Origin of the sequence: Larkinella rosea (assembly GCF_003858635.1) — a bacterium.
Taxonomy (GTDB): Bacteria; Bacteroidota; Bacteroidia; order Cytophagales; family Spirosomataceae; genus Larkinella; species Larkinella rosea.
Genome location: NZ_RQJO01000009.1, coordinates 829,669 through 856,348, shown reverse-complemented (window position 1 = coordinate 856,348; position 26,680 = coordinate 829,669). Strand labels below are relative to the sequence as shown.

The window sequence follows — 26,680 nt, the reverse complement described above, 5'->3', positions numbered from 1 at the left end:
CTTTCACCACACCTATTTTTTTCTTAATCTCTCAAAGATTGAATATAAAAAAACCGGGCTAACCTCCCGGTTTTTTCGCTGTATTCAATGATGAACTGGTATTAAGCTAATTTACTTCAAATTTAAATCAGCCATTACCGTTTGTACTTTTTGTTTCAATTGTTCATAAACCGCATCGAAATCCTCTTTGCGCCCAAGCGGCTCATTCACACCGACGTAGAATTTGATCTTGGGTTCGGTTCCTGACGGGCGGGCCGACACCTTCGTTCCGTCGGCGGTGAAGAACTGCAACACGTTCGACGATTCGATGCCCATTTTCCCGGCCTCGATGGCGGTTTTCTCACCGGTTTTCAAATCCGTCCGTTCAAGACTGGCGTAATCATCGACCCGCAAAACCGGTGAACCGGCAATCTGCTTCGGCGGATTGGCGCGGAAATCGGCCATCATCTGCTGGATTTCTTCGGCCCCGGTTTTGCCTTTTTTGGTCAGCGAAATCAGTCCTTCGTAGTAAAAACCAAACTTCTGATACATTTCCATCAGCAAATCGAACAGGCTCAGTCCTTTGTCTTTGGCATACGCCGTCAGCTCGGCAATCATGGCGCAGGATGCAATGGCGTCTTTATCCCGCACGAAATCGCCAATCAGGTAGCCGTAACTTTCTTCGCCCCCGCCGATAAACTGCTGCTGGCCTTCGAGTTCGCGAATAATCTGGGCAATGTATTTAAAACCGGTCAGCGTGTTGTAACAAAAAACGCCGTATTCCGCGCACATTTTATCAATGAGATCGGTTGTCACGATGGTTTTGGCGACAAACTCCTTGCCGGTCAGCTTGCCGTTGTCTTTCCAGGCCTGCAACAGATAATAGATGATCAGGCTGGCCATCTGATTGCCGTTCAGGAGTTCAAATTCGCCGTGGTGATTGCGGGCGCCCGAACCCACGCGGTCGGCATCGGGGTCGGTCGCCATGATCAGATCGGCGTTGATCGCTTCGGCTTTGTTCAGCGCCAATTGCATGGCATCGCGTTCTTCAGGATTCGGCGATTTTACGGTCGGGAAGTTGCCATCCGGTTTAGCCTGCTCCTCCACAATATTCACGTTGGTGAAACCCAGCGCTTCCAGCACGCGCGGAACCAGCGTAATACCGGTGCCGTGGATCGGCGTATAAACGATGTTCAGGTCTTTCTGCCGCGCAATCACATCCGGATTGATCGAGTTGGATTTGATCCGCTCCACATAAACGCTATCGACTTCCTCATCGATCAGGTGAATTTTTTCGGGAATGCCCTCAAACTTCACATCGTCGATGGAGGTGATTTTATTGACTTCGGTAATGATATTTTTATCGTGGGGCGCCACCACCTGTCCGCCGTCGTTCCAGTACGCTTTGTAACCGTTGTATTCCGGCGGGTTGTGCGAAGCCGTCACGACGATCCCGCTCTGGCAACCCAGTTGGCGAATGGCAAAGGACAGTTCGGGCGTTGGGCGCAGCGAGCTGAACAGATACACTTCCATGCCGTTGGCCGAGAAAATATCCGCGACAATCCGGGCAAATTCCGGGCTCATCCGACGGCTGTCGTGCGCGATGGCGACTTTAATCTGCTGATCGGGAAATGCCGCATTCAGGTAATTTGCCAGGCCCTGCGTGGCCGCTCCGACGGTATAGCGGTTCATGCGGTTGGAACCCACGCCGATAACACCCCGCAAACCGCCCGTACCAAATTCCAGGTTTTTATAGAAGGAGTCGATCAGCTCGGTTGTTTCGCCGTTGTCCAGTAATTTCTGAATTGCCGCTTTTGTTTCGGAGTCGTAATTGCCGTTGAGCCAATGATCGATGGTAGATTGGGTTGCCGTATCAATTGCAGTTGTCATAAGGAATGAGTGTTAAAATCGGTTGCCAATTTACAGTTCTTAATGACGTAGTCAAATCCTTTTGGTAAAAGGTTTCAAAACCATAAAAGGTTGGATAAAACGGTCAAAGAATCAAAACCGGCAGCCAGAAAATCCCGTCGCCAATCCAACGAAAGCGCTCGTTGGTCAAAAACCGGTTGGGATACCGCTGAATCAGGTACAAAACTGCGCTCATCATGCCTTCGATGACGGCCGCCCGCTGGGCAAACCGGTCATCCGCCATGAAAAAGATCACCAGCGATAAAACCGTCACAACCACCGTCAGCGTCCGTAACACCACATCGCTGCGATCGAATCCCAGAATGGTCGCCAGGTTGTAGGCGGTGTCTGGAAACTCGTAGGATTCCATGACCGAAAACAGCAGAAGATTCTGGAAAACGATGAAAAGAAACAACATTCCCAGTCCAATTTCGGACCAGCCGATCGTCGGCTTTTGCGCCCACGAACTGCCCCAGACGCCCACTGTATAGAGTAATGTCACTGCGGGTTCTTTCCAAACCATTTTCGTATTGGACACCCCCAGCCGGGAAACGCCCCAGACATACGCGCCCGAAACCAGCGCCAGTGCAGTGCCAAAGATCAAAACGCTTTTGGGAAGCCAGAATAACAGGATGAAACAGACGGCCACCAGACCCATCAAAACCGGCCGAAGCGTCGCCCGGTTTTCAGCGTGAAACCGGTGCCGGATCGTCATCTCCGTATGGGTAATCTCACTTTTATGGGCATCATACAGCCGGTCGACTGCGTAAATCACAAACACACAGATGCCCAGTAAAACCGTAGTTGCCCAACCAACCGGCCGGTGACCATCGGGCAGTCGGGCGACCATAATATGGGAAAAAACCGCTCCGGCTACCACATCGAGACTGAGGTAATGGGCCTTTTGCAGGAGGTGTCTGATCGAGTCAATGAACTTCATAAGGCGGTTTTTGCTCCACTACGAAAAGCCGAACAAAACATAGAATTTAAGAAAACGGGAGTCGGGCGGGGCGTCGTTCCAGCACCCGCACCGGATCGCCAACGCGCAGTTTGCCCGGGTGTTCGGCCAGGACGTTCTGACCAAATAAAATTTTGTTATCCAGCCGCCGGTAGGTCGCCAGCGTTTTGAGCGGTTCCTTTCCTTTCGTACCGGTCTGCGGGTCAATGGTGGTCAGTACACAACGAGCGCAGGGCTTTACGCCAAAAAACCGTAGTTCACCAATCTGAAAGCGGTACCAGGTATCTTCCTCGTGCGGCAAAACGCCTTCCACCACCAGGTTAGGCCGAAACCGGATCATTTCGAGCGGTTTTTCGACCCGGCGATTCAGTTCGTCCAGCGAATCCGTGCTGATCACCAGATACGGATACCCGTCGGCAAAACTAACCACATCGTCGGGTTGGGCATACTTCGGATCGACCGGACGCCGGGAATTTTCGGGCATGTAAACCAACCGGCACGGAAAACCCAGCAAACGGCTAAACCAGTCGTCGGCTTCCTGACTCACCACCCGCGAATCGACGGCCTGATTGTCCCAGACGTAGGCCGTCAGTTGCTCGTCCGTCGCCTGGTCGAGCGGAATGTCCAGCCCATCTTCGGGCCGGTGGCGGTGATAGACCCGCAAGTGCCGGTCGGTCAGTTCGACCTCGACCAACGCCATTACGGTATTTTCGCGCTGGGTCAAAAATACGCCGTCGGGTTTCACCAGCATCCAGCGCCGGTCGTAGCGAAATCCTTTCAGTTCAACTTCGGCTTCGGACAACGAAATTCCACCCAGCGATTTGATGGGGTAAATCCGGATTTCCTTTAAAACGGGTGCATTCATGGGGCAAAGGTAAGCAATCGTCTCCGACGGTTTTTAAACCGTTTTACCAACGGGGCAGCGGACTGACGTCCTGCGAGGTAAATTCCCCTTTCAAATACTTGAAATGGGCCGCCATCGCAATCATCGCGGCATTATCCGTACAATATTCAAACTTTGGAATGTAGACGTTCCAGCCTTCCTCCTGTCCCATCGTAGTCAATGTGGACCGCAGACCAGAATTGGCTGAAACACCCCCGGCCAAAGCGATTTCACGAATACCGGTCTGACGGGCGGCTTTCCGCAATTTGGTCAGCAGAATTTTAATCAGCGTTTGCTGGATGCTGGCGCAAATATCCGGCAGATTTTGCGCGATAAAATCCGGATTCGCCTTGACCTGCTTTTGAAGGAAGTAGAGAAAAGCGGTTTTGATTCCACTGAACGAAAAATCCAGGCCCGGCATGTCGACCGTCGGAAACGGGAAGGCCAGCGGGTTGCCCTGTTGGGCATACCGATCGATGAGCGGCCCGCCCGGATAAGGTAAATTGAGCAGCTTAGCAGTTTTGTCGAAGGCTTCGCCCACGGCATCGTCCTGGGTTTGCCCGATGATTTCCATGTCGAGATAATCCCGCACCTGCACGATCTGGGTGTGCCCTCCGCTAACCGTCAGGCACAGGAACGGAAACCGGGGAGAATGTTGTTCATCAATGAAATGAGCCAGCACATGGGCCTGCATGTGGTGAACTTCGATGAGCGGAATGTCCAGTGCCAGCGCGAACGCTTTGGCAAACGATGTGCCCACTAAAAGTGATCCTAACAACCCGGGACCGCGCGTAAAAGCAACGGCATTTACCGCGTTTTTTTGTATGTTTGCTTCAGACAAGGCCCGATCGACGACGGGTACAATCCGTTGCTGATGCACCCGCGAAGCCAGTTCAGGAACAACACCACCGTACTGTTCGTGGATTAGCTGGGTCGCTACAACATTAGATTGTATTTTTCCGTTAACAGATACAGCAGCCGACGTCTCGTCGCAGGAAGATTCAATTGCCAGAATTGTCATTTTTCAAAAGTAATCAATATCGAAAGTAATGAATAATGAACAATGAATAATGAATATCCTTCCGGTTCGATTGATTTGTCCTGAAATCAGCCGTCAGAACGGACACGCATTGTTCATTTTGCATTGTTCATTGTTCATTGAACAATAAATGCGTTCATTCTTCACCATACTTCTTAAAACCCTGCTTTACACCGTGTTGGTCGTATTGCTGGTGGTCGGAATCGTGGGGGTTAGTCTGCAAATACCGGCCGTTCAAACGGAGGTAGTGCGTTACGCGGCCAAACGGGTGTCGGAAAAACTACTGTTCCCGGTCGACATTCAGCACATCACTATTAATTTTTCGTTTCCCAACGTCTGGGTAAATTCGCTGACGCTGGAAGAAGTCACGATTCGAAACCGCGACCTGAAACCGATGATCAGCGTCGACCGGCTGGAAGTGACGCTGGCACTCGAAAACCTGATCAACAATTCGGCTACGGATATTCACCTCGATGAAGTGCTGCTCTACCAACCGCGGGTCTCTCTGGTAAAAGATGCCAAAACCGGTAATCTGAACATCGACGATTTTCTGGAACGGATCAACGAAATGACCCGTGATACGACCAAACCATCCGTTGCCAACCAGAACATCCCGTTTACGATCGGCAAAGCCACGCTGGTCGACGGCGCATTCACCTACAATGACATGCGCAAATCGAAAATGGGGAAACGGCTTTTCGATTACAACCACTTCCGGGTCACCGGGCTAAGTGCCAACATCAATAGTTTTCTGCTACTGGGGGATACCATTGCGGTGAACATCGGACGGCTGAAAGGCTTCGAAAAACAGAGTAACCTCCGGATTCACCGGCTCGACACCAAGTTTCTTTACTGCGCCAAAGAAATGCGGCTCGACAGCCTTTTTGCCCGCATCAACGGATCGACAGTTCGCAACAAACTGGTGTTCTCGTACGATAGTTTTTCGGCTTTTAACGAGTTTAACGACGAGGTGATCATGCGGGCCAACCTGCGAAATGCCACCGTTCGGGCGCAGGATCTGGCACCATTTACTTCCTATTTCAACGATAACTTCGACATCGCCCGAGCCTCGGGCGATTACGTGGGCCGTATCAAAAATTTTAAGGTTACCAATGCCGACATCCGGTTTGGCCAAAATCACCGGAGCCGACTGGTGGGCGATCTGGCGTTTAAGGGATTGCCGGACAGTGACGAAAATACGATCGTCGATTTTCGGTTCAAGCCTTCGCAGGTCAATCTGGCTGACCTAAAACCGTATTATTCCGACCACGATTTCGACCGCATCACCGCGAAACTGGGCACCCTTGATTTTGCGGCCACCTATGCCGGACGGTTTATCGATTTTAAAACCGTTGGCACGTTCAAAACCGCTGTAGGCAAGGTTTCGGGTGATATGGCGCTGCATTTGAACGGCGATCAGGCGACTACCTACAGCGGAAATCTGAAGCTGATGGATGTCAATGTTGGTGCGCTCACCGACCAGCCCGACCTTCAGCGCATTGATGGCGAAGGAAAATTTGCCGGCCGGGGACTGACCATTAAAGATGGTTCGCTCGACCTGAATGCCCGGTTTTCGCGCGTCGGTTATCGGAATTACAAATACCGCAACCTGGCCGTTCAGGGAAACCTGCAGAAGTCCTTTTTCCGGGGGCAGGTCAGTGTGCAGGACACGAACCTGACGTTCAATTTGAACGGCGAATTTGATTTGCGCGGGGCCAAAAACCTGTTCGATGTACGCGGGACGGTTCAGCGGGCGGATATGCTGGCAACGAATCTGCTGGACGACAGCCTGATTGTTCGCAGCGATCTGGACGTCCAACTGGTTGGAAATACCGTCAACGAACTGGTCGGGAATGCCCGACTGCTGAACACGTTCGTCACGTACGGGAAACGCAATCTGGTGCTGGATACTTTATTCATGGCGTCGTCGGTGGCCAATAATGAACGATCGATTTCGGTCAATTCGGATTACCTCGATGCCAATCTGAAAGGTAATTTCCAGTTGACCCACGTCGCCGACGATCTGAACCGCATTGCGAAGGAATACCGCCTGAATTTTGCCGGAAATGCGGCCGGTATGGCCGCTTACTACCAGGAAAAACTTCGAAAACCGGTTTCGGTTACGCCCTACAACATTGATTATTCGTTCTTACTAAAAAATTCGCAGCCCCTCCTTGCACTCGTTTATCCATCGCTTTACGTATCGCCCAACACCAGACTGGAGGGGCGGTTTGGGGTCGATCAGTCGTCGTTGCTGACGTTGAACGGCTCAATCGATACGCTGAAATTTGATACGTACAATTTCTTCAAAAGTACGGTCGATCTGAATACGTCCAAGTTTATCAATTCACCGGACGTTCTGGCCTCGCTGATCATCAATTCGGCCCAGCAACAATTTGGTTCGCTGGCGGCTACCGAAAATCTCCAGGCCGAAGCGTCCTGGGACGTAAACCACATCGATTTTACGACCAGTCTGCACCAGCAAAAAAGCACCAACCGGGCCGATTTGAACGGTTCGCTGACTTTCAAGGGTGACGCCATCGACATTGAGCTCGAACGATCGAAATTCCGGTTGCTCGACAGCGTCTGGACGGTTTCGCCGGAAAACCTGATCCGGATTGTCGGGCCGGAAATTACCGTTCGAAACCTAACGGTTTCCAACCAGAATCAACTCATCTCGCTCGGCGGACGGGCTTCGCGGGATTCCCTGCAAACGCTGAATGTGGAAACCAAAAACTTCTTACTGGCGACGCTCAATCCGGTTTTTAAAACCAGGATTTCGGGCGTTGCCAACGGGAAAGTGGCCATTCGCGGGCTATACGGTTTGCCTCTGCTGGATGGGTCAATGACGATCGACTCGCTGAAATACAATGATTTCCTGATCGGAAACGTCGTCAACCGGAGTACGCTCGACCAATCGAACCGGATCAATTTAGACACCCGCATCCGGCGACTCGACCGGGAGGTGCTGGCCATTACCGGTATTTATACGCCCGGCGAATCGGCGGCAAATCCGCTGGACCTGAAGGCCGTACTCGAAGGCACGGATCTCCGGATTCTGGAACCGTTCGTCAAAGACATCGCGTCCAACATTGGCGGAACGGCTACGGGAGTGGTAACGATAAAAGGGAAAGCCGGTAATCCGGTTTTGGGTGGCACCGTCGACGTTGCCAATGGCCGACTGACCCTCGATTACCTCAAAGCGGATATTGGTTTTTCGGATAAGGTCTATTTTGGTTCGAACGAAATCGTTGCCAAAAACATGGTTTTGACCGATCTCAACGGCGGACGTGCCACCTTAAACGGGGGGGTGTATCACGATGGTTTCAAGTATTTCACGGTGGACCTGAACGTTGTGGACATGAAGAATTTCAAAATTCTCAATACCACGCTCAAGGACAACGACCAGTTTTACGGTACTGCCGTGGCCAGCGGCCGGGCAAGCATCGACGGCCCTTTCGACAACCTGAACATCCGCGCCAACGTCACCAGCAACCGGGGAACCAAAATATTTATTCCGCTCGATCAGGCCGCGACGGTTTCGAAGGAAGAAGTCATCCGGTTCATCAACGTCAGCCCGGCCCACCGCGACAGTGTGGCTCAGGCGAATGAACCGGTGGTCGATCTGTCGGGAATCCGGATGGATTTCAACCTGTCCATCACCCCCGATGCGTATTGCGAGATTCAGTTGGACCGTCAGACGGGTGACATCATCAAGGCGTACGGAACGGGGCAGCTTGCCATGAAAATTGATACGAAAGGCGATTTTACGATGACCGGCGCGTACGAAATTCAGCAGGGCGAATACACGTTTACGTTTGAGAACGTGATCAACAAGCGGTTTCAGATGTTGCCCAACAGCCGAATCACATGGACCGGCGACCCGTATGAAGCAATGGTCGATGTCAAAACCGCCTATACGCAATATGCCTCGCTTGCCCCGATCCTGCAGTATTATTCGTCCAATTCTTCCAACAACCCGGATCGTACGCGCCGGTATCCGGTCGATTTATTAATCAACCTGAATGGTCGACTGCTGGCCCCTGATATTTCGTACGATCTAAAAGTAAAAGAATACCCGCAGCAACCGGATTTTCGCCAGGCTGTAGCGGCTTTTGAGTCGCGCTTGAAAAGCAATGATCAGGAATTGGGGCGTCAGGTCAGCAGCATCCTGTTATTCAGCCAGCTGGCACCCGGCGAAGGACTCGGTCTGATCGATCCGGCCTCCTCCGCGGGCAACAGCGTGGTTGGTTCCGGACTAACCAACAGCCTGAGCGAGCTGCTTTCGAACCAGATCAGCCGTCTGGCTTCCACGCTCGACAAAAATCTGGATGTGGGGGTTTCGCTCAATGGCCTGGATCAGAATCTGGTCAACAACCTCCAGGTTCGGCTTTCGTACCGGTTCAACGATCGCTTCCGGATCAGCCGGGACGGCGGTTTTACGTACGGCCAGAATCAAACCAGTGTCGCCAGTCTGCTGGGCGAATGGACGCTGGAATATTGGTTGTCGCCCGACGGGCAATTGCGGTTGAAAATGTATAACCGGAATCAGAACCAGCTCGGAACCATCAACGCCACGACGTACGGAACGCTGACAACCGGCGGTGGCATGAGTATTCAGTACACACGTTCGTTCAACCGGTTGTTCGGGCCTGCTCCCGAGCCTCCCCGACCCGGTATTCGGCCACAGCCCACCCCCATCGAACGACCCGCCAATACCGTTCCTGTCCCGGTTTCGGAAACGTCCTCCCTTCAGGAAAAAGACGATTTTCAGTTATAACGTATCCGTGGACTAACCGGAGCCACGCGGTAAACCGGCGATACGGTAGAACAATAGATTATTTGGCTTTTATAAGAATTAACATAAATCTCTAAGGTTACAGAAACCTTTTTAAAGTAGCCAGCTGTTGTTGAATCGATTCCGTATCCACCATCTCTTCTTCGATTAATTCAATTCTGGTCCGTGTAAGATTCTTGACTTAATAGCCCGTTGGGGTCGTCGCAGGTGACGGCCATTGTCCGAACAATTCGCGTCCAGATGCCGGACAGGGTTCGGAGACAAAACAAAAAGTATGAGAAAATCGGTTTTATATTGCTTATCATTCGTAGCGCTTTGCAGTACAGCTTCACTGGCTCAATCGGCGGCTTCTGCGGGAAGTAGCGCATCGATCGGGTCGGTTTCGGCTGATCAACCCAATTCGGTTCGCAGCGGCTGGGCGGTTTTTCGCGATCCAACGCTGGATTCGCTGATCGATCTGGGATTAACCAGCAACCCCGACGTCCGGGTGGCCGTCAGCCGGGTCGAAGAAGCCCGGATCCGGGTTCGGGTGGCCGAGTCATACCTGTCACCGTCGATTCGGAGCAGCCTGAATTTCAACACCCAAAGTTTGTCGGAATACCGTCCGGTTGCCGTTCCGGTCACCAGTGAACGACTCCCGCGCATACAGCTAAATACGCTCCAGATTCTACCCATCGACGCCAGTTACGAAGTCGATTTGTTCAAACGCATCCGGAATACCGTTCGGGTGACGGATTTACAACGGCAAATCACGGAATCGGACGTTCAGATTACGCAGTTGATTGTCGCTTCGGAAGTCGCCCGTCTGTATTATCTCATCCGGGCCAACGACAGCGAACAGGCGGTTATCCGCCGAAACATCAGCCTGCGCGATTCGACCATCTCGATCATCCGCGCCCGGTTTCAGGCCGGTTTAACCAACGAAATTGACGCCAAACGGGCCGAAACCGATATTGCGAATGTCCGGGTTCAGCTGTTGGGACTGGAACGCGGTCGTACCGAACTGGTCAACGGTTTGGCGGGGCTCTGCGGGCAAAACCCCGCCAATTTCAGCCTTTCAACGGGACGTCTGGGAACCGGTTTTCCGGAATTACCTTTCTCGGCCATTTCTGCCGATCAACTCCGCCATCGGCCGGATTTGTTGCAGGCCGAACAGCAAACCCAGGCTGCCAGTGTCCAGGTTCAGGTCAATCGGGCGGCTTTGTACCCGCGCATCAACCTCGTCGGCGCGGGTGGAACGTTGACCGGTCAGATTGGCCATCTCTTCTTTCCGGCCAGTATGACGTACCTGCTCGGAATCAACGCCAGCGTACCAATTTTTGAAGGAAAGCGGAATCAGCAGAACATCGTTTTGGCCCGGCAACAGGTCCGAACCGCCGATGCGTCGTATCAGCAGCGGATGTTAAACGCCCAGCGCGAAGCGGAAACCGCACTTGATAATCTCCAAAGCATGCGTTCGCAGATCGACGCCCAGAATCTGGCCCTCGAATCGGCCCGTTACACTGAAAAACTCAACCGCGAGCTTTACACCAAAGGCCTGACGACGTTTCTGGAAGTGCTGGATTCACAACGCACCGTTCTCGATTCCGAACGCCAGTTGGTGTTGCTTCAGAGCCAGCGGGCGTCATACACCGTCGCGTTGCTGAAGGCGCTGGGAGGCAGTTTCTAATTCGCTACCCGTCAGTTCAGGAGCAGAAAATGCCACTGAATTTTGCCATTGGATGAAATTTCCAGGGCGGGAGCGGGCATTTTAAAGGTATTCAAAAACAGAAAAACCGACCGTAAAAGGCGGTTTTTTGTTTTTATTCGGGTCAGGTCGATGTCCGGTGAGAGAAAAAACCGGCGGTATCGGCCAATGTCCGACCGATCAATTTCGTGGCCCGTGCCGCCCACCCATTGGTTGACCGTTCGGCCCAACATCAGCCGGGAACCATAGCCCACGGAAATGCCCAGCCAGGGAGGCAGGCGGTTTTCGGGAAATAAAGTATTCAGACTGGTACTTAACCAGTAGGTCTGAATGTTGTAATCGTTTAAAAGCCGGTCGATTCGTCTGTTTCCGAAAAGCTCCTCAGCCCGCGCCGAAAGCTCACTACCGTAAGGATACGGTTTGTAGGCCATTACTTTTACCTGAATACGCTGGTTCTTCCAGAGCAGTTGTTGCGAGAGATACAGATTGATACCCACCATATTAGCCGCAAAATCACTCCAGCTAAATCCCCAGTGCGACGAAAAACCGTCGGCGACCTCGATCAGACTCTGGTAGCCCAGGGCCGAAATTGCTCCGGCCACGTCGGCCTTTTCCCGACTCAGCCCACCCCAGTGCCAGGTTGCGGACGACAACCGGGTCAGTGAATAAGCCGTCCACAGGTGCCCCAGTTTATCCATTTTGTTCCAATCGTTCCAGTCATTCGTAAAACGAAACGACTGCCGGGGATACTCAGCGTACCAGGAGCGGTTTAAGGACAGCAACGAGCCGGTGGCCGCAACGCCGTGCAAAGCCAGAGCACTGTAGACGGTTTCGGGCTTTTTCAGCGCCGGAGTCGAATCCGTTGAAAAGGGTTCCTGACCGTACAACCGGGCGGACAGGAACAGACAGACCGCGAAGCAACAAAACGAAGCAAAGCGTCTCATTTACAGACTAATACTGCCCCGTAGCGCAAAAACGTGCGTGGCCAGGGTGGTTCGGCTCAGGCAAACCGCCAGGGTTAGCATCCGGTTATTTACGGGTAACTGGTAGCCAATGTAACCCGCACGCGCCAATCCCGCCGTACCAAAATAGGCCGGAAACCGGAGGCCCAGCCCCAGATTCGCGCCAAACACAAACTTGTCCTGATAAATGTAGTGCGCATCGCCCAGAATCCCGATCAGATTAGCCGGATCGCCGGTTGCGAAAATAAAGGCCGTCTCTTTCTGTGCCATGTAATGGGCAAAATACACCCGACCGCCCACATAAAGATTTTTCACCTCGGAGAGTGGCCGGGTCAGGCTGGCATCAACGCCAAACCCAACGGAGTGGGTGGTACCAAACGCCCAGACCGGTTTGGCAACCATCAGGCCTACATCGGCCTTCCAGTCGCCCGGAAATTTGATCGATTGCGCTGGGGCAGACAGCCTACCCAGGGTGCCAAGTAGGGCGAGCAGAAATGCTTTTTTCATCGTCAGGAAAATTCAAGTTGTTTTCAACTAGTTATATCGCACTCTTTTTCAATACCATCACTCGTCTTAATATTTATACTGCGGATTGGGCCCGCGCTGGTTGGTGGCAAAATTCCAGGCAATCCGGAGCATAATTTCCCACCAGCCGTCCTTGTATTTTTTCTTGTACTGCTTGTTGACGTAATCCCATTCCAGCACCGTTCCGTCAACGCCCAGCACCACGTCATCGCCCCCACCGGCCGACTGGAATGGATTCAGGGAAGCCGTCAGGCTTTTTTTCCGCGAGAATACACTCCGAAGGTTAAAGTTGGGCTGGTAGCGCACGCCCATTTGCAAGCCCGGAACCAACCGGCGGTTGCCCTTATCTTTACCGAACTCCATCTTGGTGGAACCAAAGTCACCTTTGACCTTGCCCGAAGCGTTGATGCGAAAAGCCGGTCCGGCGCTCACCATCCAGCGCCGTTCGGTTACCGGAAGTGTGTAGACCGCCTGAATCGGTACCACCAGCGAAAAGAGCGAAGTTCTGGTTTTGTCGCCATTGAACTTCACCGATGCATTTAGGCCTGCAAACTCCAGCCCGGTTTGCAGCGCCCAGGCGTCGTTGAAATGATACCGGACAAAACCGCCCGCCCGAAGGCCCAGACCGGGGTTGTAGTGAACACCGTCGGTTTTCGGCCCCGCTTCGTTCTGCATCGTGGCACCAAGCCCAATCGTTACGCCATAATCCATATTTTCAGGCACTTGAGCGTCGGCCAGGCCAGCAGACAGCAGCCATCCCAGACCCATTAGAAGCAGATTTTTCATCGTTGTTCTGGTTTTATGCGCTATTGTCAAATCGGGTTAACGCTTGGTGTTGGGTGCCGGTGTGGTGGTTGGCTGAACGTCGAACAACCGGGACCGGAACCGACCGTCGGTAATTTTCAGTTTCGCACCAGTATTCACATTGATTGCTTCGCCGGAAAATGTCCCTTCCACAAGCTGACTTTGTTCGTCATACCGGGTAACCGTGTAGGTCCCGGAACCGCCCCGCGAAGGTTCCATCGAGTAGGCGTTAACATCGTCGGGTGTATACGCCAGCGTACTGGGCTGCGATTCGGTAAATTTGACGGACTGATTCAGGGCGACATTTTTCGGGAAGATCACCACCAGTGTTGCGGTTTTATCGGTTTTCTGCTGCCCGATAATCACCACGTAATTGTTCACTTTAGCGGCCCCGACCGTGGTATTCTGGCTGTTATTGACATTGGCCCGCCAGGCTTTTCCACCCACGGTTGCCGACAGATGAAACTCAGGTTCAACATCCTGATTTTTACAGCTTTGCAATCCATGCAGAGCAACTACCAGTAGAAATAACAATCCACTTCTTGAGAATAAGGCAACCGTTTTCATTCGTTTCAGAGGTTAAAGTTTGATTTACCTCTTTATCAAAACCGGTCGGAACTTGTCAGTGGGATTGTCGTTATTTTTTTCGCTGCCTTCAAATCAACCGTTTGCTTCCCGGTTTTGGCAGCGGAGAACGTATGTATTTCATGGGTATTTTGGTCAGGAATTTTCCCCCAAATTACCGCAGGGTTCCCCAGCCTGAAATACCTACTTCTAACTATATTACGAAACGGAAAGGCGGTTTTTCACCGAAGCAGCGCAATTTTCGGCGAGTTATTGACCCGATTCATCGAAACGGGAAACCGGGAAGTTTGTGACGTATTTCCTCAGCTTTTGACCTGCGGAGCCCAATACGTGCAGTGAGCGTTGGCATAAACCGGGCCTTTGAACAACATACAGCCGCCACATTCTTTGGCTGGCGCGGGCGGCAACCAAAGGTTGCAGGAGTTACACGTTTTTTCCGGAATGGGTGATTTGGTTACGTAGCCTAATTCCTTCCGTTTTTTCAGATCGCCTTCACTGACTTCGGAATAGTCTTCGCAGGGATTAGTCACCGGTTTTTTCGGCTCACCGGTCTGAGCGGTTTGGGCTGGTTTTGAATCACAGCTCAGGAAAAACACACTTCCACTTCCTAGAAACAGGCCAACGGAGGAAATGCGTTGCAGGAAAAACCGGCGGGATTTTAGAAAAGTCATACGCAACGAAGAATCTTTTGATCAGATGGTACTGGGTTTTGCCAGCGCTTCCCGCACGGCCTGAATGGCTTTTTTCACCGCTTCCGATTGCGTGGCTTGCTCCAGGTTCTGAATCGATTGGGTTACTTCCGAATCGGGACCCTTTTTGACTTCGGCTTGGGCAAATCCTTCGGCCAAACCGGTTAAACCGGCAACCTGCCAGCTCTCTTTCTGTTGGACCGGACTCGTCAATAAACTCAGCAAACGGCTTACCTCTGCGGGCCGGTTCCGACGGCCAATCACCTTTGAAAAATCGTTCAGAAACGCCATTTTCCCGGAAGTCGTATCGCTCAAAATCGTTTTCTGGTTGACGAGTAAACGCAGTAATTCGGGTGACGAACCCGCCGGCGAACTCAGCACGGCGGTTCGGAACCAGTTGTTTTCGCTGTGTTTCTGAATGACTTCCGCCAATGTCGAAACCACGACCGGAGTGGTAAATTGGCCGATGCTCAAACTAGCCTGCAATGCCACCTGACTGGACGAATCGCCGGTCATTTTCAGCAGTTGGGGCAACAAATCGGGAAACCGCTCGGCCAGGATCAATCCGTGTTCACGAACGCCGGGTTGCGCATCCTGCAACGCCAGCCGCACCAAACCGCTGTTGAGGGCATTCAGTCCTTCCAGCGTATACAACGCGTGCAGCCGGACACGCGGGTCCTTATGCTCACTCACCATTTTTGACAGCTGCGAAATCACCGATCGATCCTGCCGTTCGAGCAGCAACCGCTGCGCCTGCAACCGCCACCAGCGGTTCGGATGCCCCAGCAATTCCACCAGTTCCGCCGATTTCCGATTGCGCAGATTGGGCGAAGCGGCCGGGCGGTTTTTCGAATCGGCTGGGAGAATGCGGTAAATCCGTCCCTTATCGTTTCCGTTCAGAAAATCCATGTCGGCTTTCAGATCGTCGGGAATCGAAACCGGCGTTTCAATGTGCTGCCGGTATAGATCAACCACGTACAGCGCACCGTCGGGGCCGGTGGTCAGATGATCGGGCCGAAACCAAGGGTCGGTCGACGCCAGAAACTCGTGTTCGGTTTCGCCCTCCGCCCGTTTGGCTACGAAAACCGGGCTGTCAGTTGAAGGAATCAATACATCGCGGTGAACGAGGTTACCGGCCACATCGCCCGTAAAAACCGATCCGTAATAGGCCGACGGAAAGGCATCTCCGTCGTAAAAATGGCCACCGGAAGAACCGGTAAAATGATCCTCCGCGTATTCTTTTCGGTCCAGTTTAGCCTCTGCGTATTGCTTCTGCCGACGTTCCGTGCGCTCCTTGCGCCAATACGGGGGCGGGGTTTCCTGAAACATCTCCAGGTCATGATCCGAAATATTGACGGACGATTTGGGACGATGAAAATGGGGATTCCGGCGAAGGTACCGACCGGCAACCGGCGCCTGCTGAATGTGCAGGGTATTCTGGGTAAAGAACCGATGCCCCCAGTCGTCGATCGCCAGCCCAAACTGGCCGGAGCCTGACTCCACTTCGAACAAGCCGCGGTCCAGCCGAAACCGGAAATCACCGCCGTTGACGGTCAAAGCGGGCGCATTGGGCTTGCGGTTAAACCGAATCTGGCCTTCCTGGCCGTTGTTGTTGGCGTAAATCCAGTTATCGATGCCATAGCGCAGACTCGTGATCTGCGCTTCGGAATTGTTCGCAAAAAAACCGGTAAAGAGCACTTCCCGGATGTCGGCCCGATTGTCGCCGGTGGTGTCTTTTAAAAATAGAATGTCGGGGGCAGCCGCCACAATCAACCCGCCTTCCCAGGGCAAAACGCTGGTAGCGTCCGGAATAGCATCGGCAAAAACAACTGAACGATCCATCCGGCCATCGCGGTTGGTATCTTCCAGCATCCGGATTTTCCCTTTGCCTTTCCCCGCTTCCGGTTTGCCCGGATAATCCCCCATTTCAACCACAAAAGCCCTGCCCTGCTCGTCGAATGCCAGATCGACCGGGTCCGCAATGACGGGTTCGGCCGCAAAAATCTCCGCCTTGAAACCCTCCCGAAGCTGAAACGTCTTCAACGATTCTTCGGGCGACAGCGGATCGGCATACCGCTTGGTTGAACAGGAAAAACAGAGGATCAGACTCAGCAGACAGGCCATCGACAACAGCCGATTCGGGGAGCATTCGTTCATTTTTAACGGGGATATAGGAAAACCGGTTTTCGGGAAAGTGCACGAAACGGACTACAATCTGAATAATTTTTTTGCATTTTCATAGAGAATCTTACGCTCAATGCGTTTGGAAGGGGCCAGTCGGCGAATGGCCGCGATGGTCTGCGAACCCTGGCATTCGGGGCCGTGGCCAGCCGCATCCAGGCAATCACTGCCATACAGAATTTTATTCTGGTGACGGTCCAGAAAGCCCCGGGTGTGTTCTTCGTCGCGCAGCAGCGCATTCAGTCCCGAACCTGCCGACATATCCGCGTACATATTCGGGTAATCGCTCAACAGCCGATCCGTTATGCCGCCGGGCGTCACTTTGGTTTTCGGATACAAAACCGTCTGGTCCTGATGGGCTTTGTCGATGTTGGCCCAAAACGTTTGCGCGTGTCCGATAAAATTCACGTTCGGGTATTTTTCCAGCATCGTATGAAACCGGTCAAAATCATAATTATACATTCCGTGCTGCCAGTGCATCAAAACCGGAACCCGATAAGACTGAGCCAATTCGTAAATACGCTGCATGTCCGGCGAGTCGCACGTAACCCCGAACTTGGACTCTCCAATCAGGAGCGCACCCAGCTTCAGGTACTTTTCAATTTCCAGCGTAGCGTCCGGTAAATCAGGCACTTCATTGGCCGCAAAAAGCAATTCTTGGGGATACTGCTTCACCAGGTTGTAGCAGGTTTCGTTGCCGCTGCATTTCGCCTGAAGCCCGTTCGATTGCCCTTTGTGCGTCGAAAGCCCAAACGCCGGGGTGCCCGCCGGAAGCAAAATTGTGGTGGTCACTCCCATCGCCCGCTGGTGCGCCATCAACTGATCGTGGGTCCGGCCCATGTAGTCGGTATGCTGGTGGATGTCGATGATGGGTTCGGCTAGCGGCTCGCTCAAACCGGGTAGTTTCAGGTTCATCGCTGTTCCGGCCAGAAAAATACCGGAGCGGGTTATAAATCCACGACGCGAAACCGATGGCAATACTTTCATAATCAATAAAATACGAATTAGGACGGTTAGTATTCCGGATTCACACCAGGCCCTGCTCTTTGGCAAAATTGAGCAGGCCGACGGGTGTGTAAATGTTGAGTTTGCGGCAGATATTCCGGCGGTGCGAATTGATGGTAAATTCACTGACGAACAACCGGTCGCCGATTTGTTTGGTCGTCAGACCTTCGGCAATCATCCGGATAATTTCAACTTCCCGCTTCGTAATCTGGTATTTTTTAATAAAATCATCCGCCGGTATTTCCGGTTCCGGCGATTCAACAGCGGTTTCCGGAAACCAGGTTTTCCCGGCCGCCACCGTGGCAATCGCCTTTTTCAGCGTTGTGGAATTACTCGTTTTCAGCAAATAACCTTCGGCGCCTAACGTTTTTATTTCCCGGATTAATTTGGGCTGATCGTAGCTGGTAAACACAATCACTTTGACATGAAAAAACTCGGTTTTAATAATTTTCAGCGAGGCAATACCGTCCAGATGCGGCATGTTCAAGTCCAGGAGAATCACATCGACGACCAGCTTTCGCAAGCGGTCGATCAACTGCCGACCATTGCTGACCGGTTCCAACACCAGCACATCTTCGATTTCTTCCAGCACCGAAATCAACCCGTCGACCAGCAACGGATGGTCGTCCGCAATCAGCAGGCGTAAAGCCATAATCGTATGATTAAGTAGGAATTTCGATCACAACCAGCGTTCCGTTGTCCGATTTCCGTTTTATTTCGATTTGCCCGTTAAGATACGCAACCTTCGCTTTCATTCCACTCAATCCTTTCCCGTTGTTAATCGAATCATCCGGAATTCCGACGCCGTTATCTTCCACCACAATCGAGATAGTTTGTTCATGTTCAATTACTTCCACGAGCGCATCGGTTGCCTGCGCGTGTTTCAGAATGTTATGCACCAGCTCCTGCACAATCCGGTACAGATCATTCAGATAAGAAACCGCATATTTTGTGTTGTCCTCAAAGCCGAAAACGATGGTTTCCAGCTCGATCTTTCCGGTCAGATTAACCGTTTCGGCCAGTTCTTCAATCGCTTTTCGAAAACCGGATCGCTCGATGGTTAAAGGTGTCAACCGGTGGCTTATTCCGCGGATGGTGGAGGAAACGGACGTCAGCACCTCCTGGGTTTTATGGAGTTTCTGTTCCGTCCGATTATCGCGAATGCCGTTCTCGAGCGTCGATGAAATGTTGAGCGACGCCAGCGCCAGCATCGTATTGACCTCATCGTGCAGCTGATCCGCAATTTTATGGCGCTCGTTTTCTTCAGCCTGCATGATTCCTTCCATCAATTCAATGTGGCGCTGTTTTTCAATCTGCTCCAACATTCGCTGCTGCAATTCTTCCTTTTGCCGGCTGCGAATCTGGCGGTTTCGCAGGTATAAAATCAGGAATACAATGGTTAAGGCCGCCAGTCCAAAAGCAACCGAATAGAAGATCCGTTCGCGCCGGATGTCACGGTCACGGGCGAGACTTTCTTCGTTCAACCGCGCAATCTGCTGCTCTTTATCCCGAATTCGTACTTTCGCCAGAATCTCCTGAATAGCCCGGTATTTATTTAAATTCGTCAGGGAATCCCTGATGGTAGAAAACCGCTCCTGTGCGATACCATACCCCAGATAATCGCCTTTGGTTTTTAAATAGTCGGCGTAATATTTATAAAAATAAAAGCCAGTCGCCGTGTATTCCACATTTTTTAATTTCGGACGAAATTCGTCAAATACCTGCCCGGCTTTTGCCAGCTGGTTAGTCAAAATCAGGGTGTGTGCGTAGTATATGTCTGAAGGAAGCAGGTTTAAACCGACGCCGGTTCCGCCCATTTTTCGGATCACTTCATAGTACGTAAGGGCTTTTTTATAGTTTCCGGTTTTCTCCGCCAAAAAACCGGCCGCCAGAAAATAACCGTAATAGGGAATCTCCATTTCCGGCACTTTAAATAAGTTTCTACTCATTGTTAAGTACGTACGGGCAGCGGGCAGATCGTTCTGATAGATTTTTACAATCGCGATTTCCGAATTAAAATAAGCCGCCTGAATTCCCATTGGGTTGGGTTTAACGGTTGCATTATAAAACAGTTCGGCAAATTTCCAGGCGTTTTCGTAATCAGTCAGCAGCAGATTGATCTGCATCAATTGATAATATACGCTCGGACCGGCATTTCGGAAGGTAAAGGCGGTTCGTTCGTAGAGTTTTCGGGGATATTTGTTCAGGCTGGAATCTTTCGCCAGTTCCAGCAAGGCTTCAAATTCCGCGACCTGTTTTTGCGGATTATTCCGGTAATAATGAACAGCGAAATTATACTTTGCTGTAAAAAGAGCGTTTTTATTCGGAACGTCTTTGGCAACTTCCATCGCTCGCTGAAACGATTTCCGCAGTCTGGCGGTGTCACTCAATTGAGTCATCCCCCCGAACGTATAGATAAACGACAGACTTTCGTTGTCGTGGGCTTTCAGGCTCTCTTTTTCACCGATTTCCAGGTATTTTGTGAGGGAATCCATCTTTCCCCACTCGCCGTACATCAAAACCGTGCCGACAATGGCTTCCCGGTAAAACCGGGTGTGGTTTCCTGCATTTTCGCGCGCCTGGCGGTAGAGCGATTCGGCTTCTTTCGAAAAAATCATCGACGACCTGGCCCGCGCCCAACCCATCAGCAGGATGTGAACCCATGCCCGGTTTCCGGTTTTCCGAACCAGTGGCACATACTCGGCCAGCATGTCGTAACTGCGGTTGATGTTGGTCCGGCCAGTGGCCTGCATCAGATCGCAAGCGGCCCGAAACGTAGTTTCCGTGATCGACTGTTTTTTCAGCCGCTCCCACTCGGCCCGGTTTTCCGGGTCTCCATCGGTTTGAGAAAAGGCGGTTTTCGCAAAAAACAGAAATATCCCAAGAAACAGTAATCCCGTTCGAAACATGCCGGTAATCAATTCATATCCAGGCAAATATAAAGAAAAGAAACGGTACCTGATCAAAAGAACCATTCCCATTCTATCATTGGTCAAAAATCTTTCAAACCTTCTTTCGTGCGTCGGGTTTTAGTGATATTTCCATGTAAACTGTATCATAATGGCACTTTCAAACAGCCCAATCGCACCCGGCGCCGAGCTTTCTGCGGATGCTAAATACCCTACCAATCTGACCAACAGCGGTTACGGTGGTTCCGCAGCGCTGTCTTCCGGTCCTGAGGAGGAAGATGATGAAGAATATGATGAAGAAGAACTCACCATCACCGACGATGATGACGAAGATATCGATGAAGAAGACGAAGAGGATGACGTTTAACCTTCACCATAAACCCGAAATCAGATGAAACCGGATGAAGAAAAACCCGATCTGGAATCGGAAGAAACCGCTCCCGACAGCGATACGCAGTCGTCGGCCAGCAGTGCGCAGGGAAACCGGGATACGGAAGAACATCTGGCACCCAATGCTCCGGCGGAAGGAGAGCGGTAAATGAATGAACAATAAATAAGGCACAATGAATCATGAGCGTCAGCCTGTTCATTGTGCCTTATTTATTACGAATTGGTTATTTCGTTAATAACGACAAAAGAGTATCACATTTCAGTTCGGTTTCCCGCCATTCTTTGGCGGGAACGGAGTCTGCGGTCAAACCGGCTCCGGCGTAAAGCGTTCCCTCCTGCCCTTCCAGTTTCATGCAGCGCAAATTGACGAACAAATGCGTTTCGGGGCCACCGGAGCGGAAAATGTTTACCGGACCGAGAAAACCGCTGTAGAGCTCGCGCGCCTGCGGTTCGTTTTCCAGAATAAACTCCTGAGCGGTTTCGCGGGGCATACCGCAAACCGCCGACGTTGGGTGCAAGAGCCGCAACATAACGGTGCCTAGTTGTGGAAAATTAAGCGCCTGGGTATCCACCGAATAGTCGGAGCGCAGGTGCATCAGGTTGCCCGCAATTACGGTTTTGGGGCCTTCTTCCAGGTATTCGCGCACCCGAATTTTCTTGAAACATCCGATGATGTAACGACCTACCAACGCCTGTTCTTCAATTTCTTTCTGCGTCCAGGGCGCATCCATCGTCCGTTTGGTCCGCCCTTCGGTGTCGAAGGCGGGTTGTGTTCCAGCCAGGGCAACGGTACGAAAAATTCCGTCGGCATCAACGCTCACCAGCCGCTCGGGCGTAGCACCAATCCAGACCTGATTGAGATCAGGCAGATAAACCGCGGAGACAAATGCATTGGGATAAGCACTGCACAGGCGGTTGAATAACGTCGGAATATCAGGCTGCTCCTCAAACCGGATGGCTTTTGTCCGAGCCAGCACCACCTTGCGAAACGTTCCGCGTTCGATCTGGCGAATAGCCCGGCTCACGGATTTCTCAAACCACAACTGCTGGTTATCCCCCGGCTCCACAATCCGGACATCCGGAACCGTCTCAATTTTAGGTACCGCCCGGTCTTTTCCGAACAGCGCATCAAATGCCGGATGGCCGTCGGACATTTTATTTTCGGTGGCCAGAATGGTGCCGTTTTCGTCGAACCGCCAGTAGAAATCGGCTTTTAAAAAGAAGGTATTTTCCGCTTCCGGATTGAGAAATGGACTAACGGCGAACCCCATCGGCAACTCTTCCAAATCCATTGCCACAGTTGACACGTGCCCGGATGCATCAATAATTAATTCCCGATCGGTCCGGTTTGGCAAACGCCAGATGGCTGCGGGATACCCCGCCTGAACGGCAGCCTGCCAAACGGAATAACTGGTTTGCTGCGTTTGTACAGTTGATGACAAGTGTGTTGAAAATTGCATTATCTAAATAGAATTGACGCAAAACAAGCTCTAAATGGATAACAGTTTGTTCTTATTTTTTGTGCGTTAAAAATGAAATTGTCCGCAAATTTCTACCTGATCGACTGTAATCTTCCCATTTCAAACAACAAAAACAACAATTCAGGTTGAAATCTTTCCGGTTTATCCATTATTTCGTTTTTATTGGATAATAGTCGTTCGTACTTCAACTCCTTTTCATTTGGCAGAACTATGGACATTCTCATCGTTGAAGACGAACCACTCGCCGTTCAGAAACTCGTTAAGCTCCTGAATCAGGTTGCTCCGACGACCCGGATCATTGGCGTGACGGACGGAATTGAGTCGACGGTCGACTGGCTGAATGCCCACCCGCTGCCCGAGCTGATTCTGATGGACATCGAGCTTTCTGACGGCCAGAGTTTTGAAATCTTCAACCTGGTTTCCATCGAATGTCCGGTCGTCTTCACGACCTCCTACGATGAGTTTGCGGTGAAGTCGTTTCAGGCAAACCGCTTCGATTACCTGCTGAAACCGATCAAAAAAGACGATCTGGCGCAGATAATGGCCAAGTATTCCCAGCTCCGGTCGCCCAAAGTCACCTCAACCGACATCGGTTTTTTAGTTGACGACCTCCGCAAACAGACCCGGCAACCGGAGTTTCGAAGTCAGTTTCTGGCCAAATACCACCAGCAATTGCTCTCGGTCGATGCTTCCGAGGTCAGTTACTTTTACGCAAAAGACGGAACCACGTATTTGTATGGCCGGGACCGAAACCGGTATGTTGTGGACCACTCCCTCGATGTGCTGGAAGAATTTCTGGAGCCCCGCTGTTTTTTCCGGATTAACGACCAGTTTATTGTGGAAATAAGAGCGGTTTTGCAAATTCATTCCTACCTTACCGGACAGCTTAAAGTTGATTTGGATTCCGGCGGGATTGCCCAGGATATCATCGTTGATCGGGACCGAAGCCGGGATTTCAAAGAATGGATCGGAAGGTAAGATGCAGAAACTGAATGACAAGTGGATGCGCATTCTGGGCGTCCCTTTGCTGGCGTTTACGGGACAGTGGGCCATGTACGGCTACACGAACGTTCCGTATCCGGACGACTGGCGAATTCCGTTTTTCTTTATTCTGGGCAGCGTCGTGGTGTGGGAAACCAACCGCTGGGGCATTATTCTATCCCGCCGGAAATACCCCGATCTGACGCAAACCCGCCAGCGGGTGTTGTATCAACTGATCTGGTTTGCCTTTTTTGCGAGCCTCATCCGAATTACCCAAACACTTTTTTACGACCTCATCGACCTGTGGCAATCCGAAGACTACTTCCAGTTTAAACCGTATTTTTTCAATACCCTCGTTTCCTTCGCCGGAACCGTGCAAATTGCCGCTTATTACGAAGGTGTTTACCTGTATCAGCGGTGGAAAGTGGCCTATACGGAAGCGCAGGATCTCAAAAAAGTAAATTTGCAAAGCCAGCTCGATTCGCTGAAAACCCAGATCAATCCGCATTTCCTGTTCAATAACCTCAACTCGTTGTCGTCGCTCATCACGAGCGATGCCCAGCAGGCTGAACTTTTTGTGGACGAGCTATCGTCAGTGTACCGGTATTTACTCCAGCAAAATAACCGCGACCTCTGCCCGCTGACCGACGAGATCCAGTTCATCAAAGCCTATTTCCATTTGCTGAAAACCCGGTATGGCGACGGTATTTTCATGGATATGGATTTGGACATCAAATACTTATCGTACCTGATTCCACCTTTAACGCTCCAGATTTTGCTGGAAAATGCCATCAAACACAACGTCATTTCGGTCAGTCGCCCACTGACGATCCGGATTTATACGCTGGACGGGAATCTGTACGTGGAGAACAACCTGCAGAAAAAGAAAATGGCGGTTCCTTCCAACCAGATTGGTTTGCAGAACATTATGATCAAGTACAAACTCCTCGCTCACGCACCGGTTACAATTTATTACGATGAGGAAAAATTCCTCGTCGGCGTCCCCCTCCTGACGCCGACGGTCGACGTAATGCCAGGCTAAACAAAACCGCTTATTTCAGACAGATTTCGCAAATCTCGATAAGCTGCGATTTAATTCCATGAACGGAAATATCCTTATTGAAAAAACCGTCGGCTCCGGCATCCATACACTGTTCCATGTCTTTGGGCGAAGTGGAGTGCGTAAAAATCACCACCGGCACGTGCTTCCACTCGGGATCTTCCTTCAGTTTGGTCAATAATTGCCCCCCCGATATCTGCGGCATTTTCAAATCCAGAAAAATCAGATCAGGCCGGGGCATGGAATCGTTGAAACGCTGGTTCAGGAAACGCTCGTCGGTGTAGAGTTCAAACGTATACTCCGGCATATAGCGGGAGTTAATCCATTCATATAACGTCAGGTTGTCGTCATTATCTTCAATAAAACAAAGGGTTGGATGTTCATTGCCAGATGCGGGAGGGGAAAAGGTAAAATTTGAATCATCTGATTCAGAATTTCTCATAACGTTTCCGTAATTCATTTAAATGGGTTTTTTAAACAAATCACAGACAAACAATTATTGTGCAAATCTGCCCTGCATAAATACTTAGTTATTTTCCGGTATTTCCACGCTATTACTTACTTATTTTCCAGTACTGCCACCGTCAGCCGGCTGACACACACCAGCTTCCCGGCTTCGTCCGTAATCCGGATGTCCCAGATGTGGGTGGTTCGGCCGACGTGAATCGGGGTGACTTTGCCGTAGACCCAGCCTTCTTTTACTGAACGAAGGTGGTTGGCGTTGATTTCCAGGCCCACGGCCCGCTGGCGCTTCGGATCTTCGAGCTGCATGAATGACGCCATACTCCCCAACGTTTCGGCCAGTACCACCGATGCACCCCCGTGCAAAATTCCGAACGGTTGGTGCGTCCGGTGATCGACGGGCATCCGGGCAATCATAAAACCGTCGCCCACTTCCGTTAACTCAATGCCCAGATGACCCACAATGGAGTTGGCATGAAACTGTTGCATTGATTCTATCGTCCAATCCGGCTTCATAGTATAAAGATTTTTCGTAATTTCGCAGACATTTTTGCGGGTAAGTTAAGATCAAAATAATGAATACGAAATAACGTATGTTGGACTTTAGATAATCAGGCAAATCCATCTTCGTTAGACCCTATTCACTATTTTTTATTTCCTATTTTAAGTTTGAAACATAAGACTATTTATCTCATTCGCCACGGCGAAACCGATTTCAACCGGCAGGGCATTGTTCAGGGCAGTGGAGTTGATTCAAATCTGAATGCGATGGGTCAGGCCCAGGCGCTGGCTTTCTATCAGGCGTATCAACACATCCCGTTCGCCAAAGTGTATACCTCGAAACTCCGCCGGACGATGCAGTCGGTGCAGCATTTCATCGATGCCGGTATTCCTCACGAAAGCCACGAAGGTCTGAACGAAATCAGCTGGGGCGCCCGGGAAGGCAAAATGCCCAACAGTTTCGACAATGAATATTATCGGACGCTGATCGAAAACTGGGCCGCCGGACATACCGACTATCCGACCGAAAACGGCGAAAGCCCCGATCAGGTGGTGGTTCGCCAAAAACCGGTCATCGACCACATCCTCTCCCATACCGACGAAAATCCTATCCTGATTTGCATGCACGGCCGGGCCATTCGCATTCTGCTGCCCTGGCTGATGAAAGAATCGCTGGCGAACATGGACATGTACGAACACAGTAATTTGTGTCTGTACAAATTGACGTATTCCTACGAAACGAAGGAATTTTCGATCGATGTCGCCAACGACAGTACGCACTTGCTGGCCCTGGTGATGCATCAATAATTCCGGACCAATTATTGTCTACCGTTTTTGCCCATTTAGTTACATACAGAAAACCGACAACTGACAATTCTATATTGCCACTCCTG

Annotated in this window: 23 protein-coding genes; 7 read left to right on the top strand and 16 right to left on the bottom strand. The window is 51.3% G+C overall.

What is annotated here, in order from left to right:
* Nucleotides 1–111 precede the first annotated feature (111 nt).
* The 4 genes from EHT25_RS19370 to tsaD form a co-directional block, all read right to left on the bottom strand.
* Nucleotides 112–1,869 carry a phospho-sugar mutase gene (locus tag EHT25_RS19370; protein WP_124876769.1) on the bottom strand — a complete coding sequence of 586 codons (1,758 nt, stop codon included), beginning with the start codon at nucleotides 1,867–1,869 and terminating at the stop codon, nucleotides 112–114.
* 103 nt (nucleotides 1,870–1,972) lie between these two features.
* Nucleotides 1,973–2,827, bottom strand: coding sequence for a hypothetical protein (locus EHT25_RS19365; RefSeq protein WP_124876768.1), 855 nt, complete (start codon nucleotides 2,825–2,827; stop codon nucleotides 1,973–1,975).
* A 46-nt stretch (nucleotides 2,828–2,873) separates the two neighbouring features.
* On the bottom strand, nucleotides 2,874–3,710 hold the full coding sequence (locus EHT25_RS19360) for an MOSC domain-containing protein (protein ID WP_124876767.1): 837 nt from the start codon (nucleotides 3,708–3,710) through the stop codon (nucleotides 2,874–2,876).
* A 43-nt stretch (nucleotides 3,711–3,753) separates the two neighbouring features.
* On the bottom strand, nucleotides 3,754–4,749 hold the full coding sequence (gene tsaD, locus EHT25_RS19355) for a tRNA (adenosine(37)-N6)-threonylcarbamoyltransferase complex transferase subunit TsaD (protein WP_124876766.1): 996 nt from the start codon (nucleotides 4,747–4,749) through the stop codon (nucleotides 3,754–3,756).
* Nucleotides 4,750–4,897: 148 nt separating this feature from the next.
* Here tsaD and EHT25_RS19350 point away from each other — a divergent pair, with 148 nt between their 5' ends.
* On the top strand, nucleotides 4,898–9,547 hold the full coding sequence (locus EHT25_RS19350) for a translocation/assembly module TamB domain-containing protein (RefSeq protein WP_124876765.1): 4,650 nt from the start codon (nucleotides 4,898–4,900) through the stop codon (nucleotides 9,545–9,547).
* Nucleotides 9,548–9,839: 292 nt separating this feature from the next.
* Entirely contained in the window at nucleotides 9,840–11,234 is a 1,395-nt protein-coding gene (locus tag EHT25_RS19345; protein ID WP_124876764.1) for an efflux transporter outer membrane subunit, read from the top strand.
* Between the two features lie 11 nt (nucleotides 11,235–11,245).
* On the opposite strand, the gene EHT25_RS19340 is transcribed toward EHT25_RS19345, so the two are convergent.
* The 9 genes from EHT25_RS19340 to EHT25_RS19300 all read right to left on the bottom strand — a co-directional run bounded on the left by EHT25_RS19340 (nucleotide 11,246) and on the right by EHT25_RS19300 (nucleotide 20,912).
* Nucleotides 11,246–12,196, bottom strand: a complete 951-nt coding sequence (locus EHT25_RS19340; RefSeq protein ID WP_124876763.1) for a DUF2279 domain-containing protein — start codon at nucleotides 12,194–12,196, stop codon at nucleotides 11,246–11,248.
* Entirely contained in the window at nucleotides 12,197–12,721 is a 525-nt protein-coding gene (locus EHT25_RS19335; RefSeq protein WP_124876762.1) for a hypothetical protein, read from the bottom strand. It lies immediately after the preceding gene.
* A 66-nt stretch (nucleotides 12,722–12,787) separates the two neighbouring features.
* A complete protein-coding gene (locus EHT25_RS19330) occupies nucleotides 12,788–13,525 on the bottom strand; it encodes a porin family protein (protein ID WP_124876761.1) in 738 nt (245 codons plus the stop codon).
* A gap of 36 nt (nucleotides 13,526–13,561) precedes the next feature.
* A complete protein-coding gene (locus EHT25_RS19325; protein ID WP_124876760.1) occupies nucleotides 13,562–14,110 on the bottom strand; it encodes a Riean_0653 family protein in 549 nt (182 codons plus the stop codon).
* Between the two features lie 320 nt (nucleotides 14,111–14,430).
* Nucleotides 14,431–14,799, bottom strand: coding sequence for a high-potential iron-sulfur protein (locus EHT25_RS19320; RefSeq protein ID WP_124876759.1), 369 nt, complete (start codon nucleotides 14,797–14,799; stop codon nucleotides 14,431–14,433).
* 21 nt (nucleotides 14,800–14,820) lie between these two features.
* Nucleotides 14,821–16,974: a PVC-type heme-binding CxxCH protein gene (locus tag EHT25_RS19315; RefSeq protein WP_229311657.1), complete on the bottom strand. Its 2,154-nt coding sequence runs from the start codon at nucleotides 16,972–16,974 to the stop codon at nucleotides 14,821–14,823.
* A 51-nt stretch (nucleotides 16,975–17,025) separates the two neighbouring features.
* On the bottom strand, nucleotides 17,026–17,985 hold the full coding sequence (locus EHT25_RS19310; protein ID WP_124876758.1) for an amidohydrolase family protein: 960 nt from the start codon (nucleotides 17,983–17,985) through the stop codon (nucleotides 17,026–17,028).
* Between the two features lie 40 nt (nucleotides 17,986–18,025).
* Nucleotides 18,026–18,655, bottom strand: a complete 630-nt coding sequence (locus EHT25_RS19305; RefSeq protein WP_124876757.1) for a response regulator — start codon at nucleotides 18,653–18,655, stop codon at nucleotides 18,026–18,028.
* 10 nt (nucleotides 18,656–18,665) lie between these two features.
* Entirely contained in the window at nucleotides 18,666–20,912 is a 2,247-nt protein-coding gene (locus EHT25_RS19300; RefSeq protein ID WP_185731417.1) for a tetratricopeptide repeat-containing sensor histidine kinase, read from the bottom strand.
* Between the two features lie 151 nt (nucleotides 20,913–21,063).
* On the opposite strand from EHT25_RS19300, the gene EHT25_RS19295 reads away from it, so the two are divergent.
* The gene (locus EHT25_RS19295; protein WP_124876755.1) at nucleotides 21,064–21,279 is read left to right on the top strand and encodes a hypothetical protein; all 216 of its coding nucleotides are present in this window, start codon (nucleotides 21,064–21,066) and stop codon (nucleotides 21,277–21,279) included.
* Between the two features lie 24 nt (nucleotides 21,280–21,303).
* Nucleotides 21,304–21,450 (top strand): hypothetical protein, encoded by a 147-nt coding sequence (locus tag EHT25_RS32725; protein ID WP_185731416.1) that lies wholly within the window; start codon nucleotides 21,304–21,306, stop codon nucleotides 21,448–21,450.
* 76 nt (nucleotides 21,451–21,526) lie between these two features.
* Here the strand turns inward: EHT25_RS32725 and EHT25_RS19290 are convergent, their stop codons facing one another.
* Nucleotides 21,527–22,744, bottom strand: a complete 1,218-nt coding sequence (locus EHT25_RS19290) for a chorismate-binding protein (RefSeq protein ID WP_229311655.1) — start codon at nucleotides 22,742–22,744, stop codon at nucleotides 21,527–21,529.
* Nucleotides 22,745–22,993: 249 nt separating this feature from the next.
* Here EHT25_RS19290 and EHT25_RS19285 point away from each other — a divergent pair, with 249 nt between their 5' ends.
* Both EHT25_RS19285 and EHT25_RS19280 read left to right on the top strand, forming a co-directional pair.
* Nucleotides 22,994–23,761, top strand: a complete 768-nt coding sequence (locus tag EHT25_RS19285; RefSeq protein ID WP_124876753.1) for a LytR/AlgR family response regulator transcription factor — start codon at nucleotides 22,994–22,996, stop codon at nucleotides 23,759–23,761.
* Nucleotide 23,762: 1 nt separating this feature from the next.
* A complete protein-coding gene (locus EHT25_RS19280) occupies nucleotides 23,763–24,806 on the top strand; it encodes a sensor histidine kinase (protein ID WP_124876752.1) in 1,044 nt (347 codons plus the stop codon).
* A gap of 10 nt (nucleotides 24,807–24,816) precedes the next feature.
* Here EHT25_RS19280 and EHT25_RS19275 read toward each other — a convergent pair whose 3' ends face one another.
* Together EHT25_RS19275 and EHT25_RS19270 are read right to left on the bottom strand one after the other, a co-directional pair.
* Entirely contained in the window at nucleotides 24,817–25,266 is a 450-nt protein-coding gene (locus EHT25_RS19275; RefSeq protein WP_185731415.1) for a response regulator, read from the bottom strand.
* Nucleotides 25,267–25,382: 116 nt separating this feature from the next.
* On the bottom strand, nucleotides 25,383–25,775 hold the full coding sequence (locus EHT25_RS19270; protein WP_229311648.1) for a hotdog fold thioesterase: 393 nt from the start codon (nucleotides 25,773–25,775) through the stop codon (nucleotides 25,383–25,385).
* A gap of 180 nt (nucleotides 25,776–25,955) precedes the next feature.
* On the opposite strand from EHT25_RS19270, the gene EHT25_RS19265 reads away from it, so the two are divergent.
* Nucleotides 25,956–26,594 (top strand): histidine phosphatase family protein, encoded by a 639-nt coding sequence (locus EHT25_RS19265; RefSeq protein ID WP_124876749.1) that lies wholly within the window; start codon nucleotides 25,956–25,958, stop codon nucleotides 26,592–26,594.
* The last annotated feature ends 86 nt before the right edge of the window (nucleotides 26,595–26,680 follow it).